This is a genomic window from Microcystis sp. LE19-131.1A (genome assembly GCF_027532015.1).
GTDB lineage: Bacteria > Cyanobacteriota > Cyanobacteriia > Cyanobacteriales > Microcystaceae > Microcystis > Microcystis ichthyoblabe_A.
This window is the reverse complement of the sequence record NZ_JAPZSS010000090.1, coordinates 1-2,471: the sequence shown is the minus strand read 5'-3', so window position 1 is coordinate 2,471 and position 2,471 is coordinate 1. Positions and strand designations below refer to the sequence as shown.

Annotated in this window: 3 protein-coding genes and 2 pseudogenes; 1 reads left to right on the top strand and 4 read right to left on the bottom strand. The window is 46.1% G+C overall.

All coding sequences use genetic code 11. The features are described 5' to 3' along the window. Positions 1 to 251: pseudogene (locus O9323_RS08045) on the top strand (Uma2 family endonuclease); the annotation flags it as partial. 81 nt (positions 252 to 332) lie between these two features. Here the strand turns inward: O9323_RS08045 and O9323_RS08040 are convergent. The 4 genes and pseudogenes from O9323_RS08040 to O9323_RS08025 form a co-directional block, all read right to left on the bottom strand. After that, positions 333 to 488 carry an anacyclamide/piricyclamide family prenylated cyclic peptide gene (locus O9323_RS08040; protein WP_002752998.1) on the bottom strand — a complete coding sequence of 52 codons (156 nt, stop codon included), beginning with the start codon at positions 486 to 488 and terminating at the stop codon, positions 333 to 335. A gap of 144 nt (positions 489 to 632) precedes the next feature. Continuing rightward, positions 633 to 860 carry a cyanobactin biosynthesis PatC/TenC/TruC family protein gene (locus O9323_RS08035; protein WP_002753000.1) on the bottom strand — a complete coding sequence of 76 codons (228 nt, stop codon included), beginning with the start codon at positions 858 to 860 and terminating at the stop codon, positions 633 to 635. Between the two features lie 46 nt (positions 861 to 906). Continuing rightward, complete coding sequence (locus O9323_RS08030; RefSeq protein WP_002753002.1) at positions 907 to 1,164, bottom strand: cyanobactin biosynthesis system PatB/AcyB/McaB family protein; 258 nt, start codon at positions 1,162 to 1,164, stop codon at positions 907 to 909. A gap of 80 nt (positions 1,165 to 1,244) precedes the next feature. Then, positions 1,245 to 2,333 (bottom strand): annotated as a pseudogene (locus O9323_RS08025) (PatA/PatG family cyanobactin maturation protease); the annotation flags it as partial. Positions 2,334 to 2,471 lie beyond the last annotated feature (138 nt).

The following is a 2,471-nucleotide window of genomic DNA, read 5'->3' as shown; positions in this document are numbered from 1 at the left end:
ACCAGTTAGTTAATGGCCGTTACCAAAAAATGACTCCTAATCAGCGCGGTCATTATCCCATTGTTCCTTTAAAGGTAGAGTTAGGAATTTGGCAAGGGGAATACCAAAATCAGTTCTTTCCCTGGCTTCGCTGGTGGGATGCGGAAGGTAACTTGTTGTTAACTTCCCAGGAATCTACTCAACAGGAACGACAACGAGCCGATCGCCTAGCGGAACAGTTAAGGGCCTTGGGGATAGAACCTGAAGAGTAGTCGTTTTGTCAGGTAGGCAAGCACGAACAATCCATGTAAAAAAAGACTGCCTACCTAATGACTAATGCCAGCAAGAACAAATTACACTGCGTCGTCACCCGCAAAGGGATAACATTGCTTGGTGGCTAAATCACAGAAGGTAGCAGGGGTGATCACATTACCATCACTAGGAACGGTAGTGATATTGTCTTGTTGAACCGGGGCGGTAATGCGAGGGGTCAGTTTTAGGGTTTTCATCGTAAGTTACTCCAAAGGTAGTTGTCAATAACACTAAAAGCTTTACACTATCCTTGTCAAGAGTTTTCTGTTAACTATTGTCAACTTTAAACAATTTGTTTGCGGGAAAAATAGACAAAGTTTCGCAGGAAAAATGGACAAAGTCTAACACCAGATGCGACCCCGACGAAAAGGCGGATCATTGGGATTCGCTTTGCGGTCTTTGAACATGGTTTTCCAGCGTCCGTAATCTTCTAAACCAGTGGCGGGAACGTATTTAACTTTAGGTTGAGTTGTTTCTGGTTGCTCAATCTTGGGTTTTTCCGTGGTTGGTTGGTCAACATTCGCAGCAGCGGGTGTTGATTCTGGCGCACCTTTAGGTTTACTAGCCATTGTTTGATTTCCTCCAGTGTTTTTTACTAGGTTTTAGAAGTCGATACTAATAACGAAAACCGCCAAAAGAGGACATTTTCAGATAGCCATAGTGAGGGTATTGAAACTGAGCCGGATCATTGTAGTTAGCTCCATGAACTAACTTAACTAAGATAGATACCAAGTCTTCGCCATCTCCATGAACAATATCGACGCATTCATGGGGATGAATAAAATGGGGTCGTTTGACGGGAGCAGATTGTTTGGGAAGTCTCACGGTTGTTTTGGGGTAAATAATGGGGGTAGGGGCGAAGCATTCGGGCATAACCTATCGCTGAAACCTTAGATTTCCTATCCGAATGCTTCGCCTGTACTTGAAGTCAGAAGTCAGCGCAGGGGAGAGGACTAATAGGGAGAAGACCAGGAACGAACTTCGCCCAAAGTAACAGGAATTAAGTCACTCACATCTATTGTAAACCGGAAGATTTTACGAGCGCGGCGGCTATTTTCCGGGTCGAAGAATTTTAACTGTACGTCCCAACAATCGCTATCCAGCCGACAGAAAGGACTCTTAGAAACGTTAATACTGTCGAGTTCCATCCCCGCACCCACAGCCTCAGAGAAAGTTTGCGCTGCTTGGAAAGCGTTAGTCGCAGCAAAATTGAGGGCGCGGTCTTGGGAAGTTTGCCCTAAATTGCGTAAATCGTAGTAGATGCGGTTGAGGAAACTACTCAAAGTGCGGCGCATTTGGCTTTCTTGGGCTTCTGTTTGTTCTGCACCAACAGCTTCGATTGCCGCACTGACTAAAGTATTGATGTGCCAACCATAAATTCCCCGGGGGCTATCCGGTTCAATGACGGGAACAACTTGTCCTGAGAACAGGCGTACTGTTCGTCCAGTAATCCGTCCAGGAATACTGACACGCTCGATATATTCGGGGCTGTCTTCTGCTTGTACTTGTCCCGAAAGAAGTTCCTGTAAAGCCGCATAAACTTCGCGGGAAAAAGAGCCAAGGGGTTCAATGGCGTAAATTGGCGTAAGTTCCAGGTTCAGGGTCCAAATTAAGGATTTAGCCTCCGAGAGGTTGTCAGCCAGGTAATCCACCATCTGACGGGCATCGTAGGGATTAGAGGGAACTTCAATACCACCAATTACGGTGGTGGGCATCAGTTGTTTAAATGTGTCCCGACGGGCTTCGGAGCCGAAGTCATAGCCCAAGGTGCCAATGGCATAGACGATGCCGCCAGCGGGTTCAGCAGCTTGGCTAGGGGTAACGGGTTTATTGGTAGTTTCGGGCATGGGTACTCCTTGAGAGGTGATGACAGGGTTGGGAATTGGGGCGACGGGGATTACTGGTGCGCTAGTTGCGGCACTCAGTTCGAGATTTTGGCGTTGAGCCTCAGTGGTTTCGGGCGTACCACCGCAGCCACAGCCTGATGCTTCTACTGTTGCTTGGGTTTCCACAGATTCGGACATGGTTTCTCCTGTTAGGGGACTTCCAGAGAATAAAATACCCAACAAAAAAATAGAAAAGTGTTTTTTTGAAAAAGTAATTATTTTTGTCTAGGAAAACAAAGAGTCTCCCATTACAACCTATTTTTCCGAAAAAAAATAGCAGCATAAACTTTTATA

Bases quoted from the DNA above. Each gene is read 5' to 3' on its own strand.
- O9323_RS08040 (WP_002752998.1), bottom strand. From the start codon at position 488: ATGAAAACCCTAAAACTGACCCCTCGCATTACCGCCCCGGTTCAACAA.
- O9323_RS08030 (WP_002753002.1), bottom strand. From the start codon at position 1,164: ATGCCCGAATGCTTCGCCCCTACCCCCATTATTTACCCCAAAACAACC.
- O9323_RS08035 (WP_002753000.1), bottom strand. From the start codon at position 860: ATGGCTAGTAAACCTAAAGGTGCGCCAGAATCAACACCCGCTGCTGCG.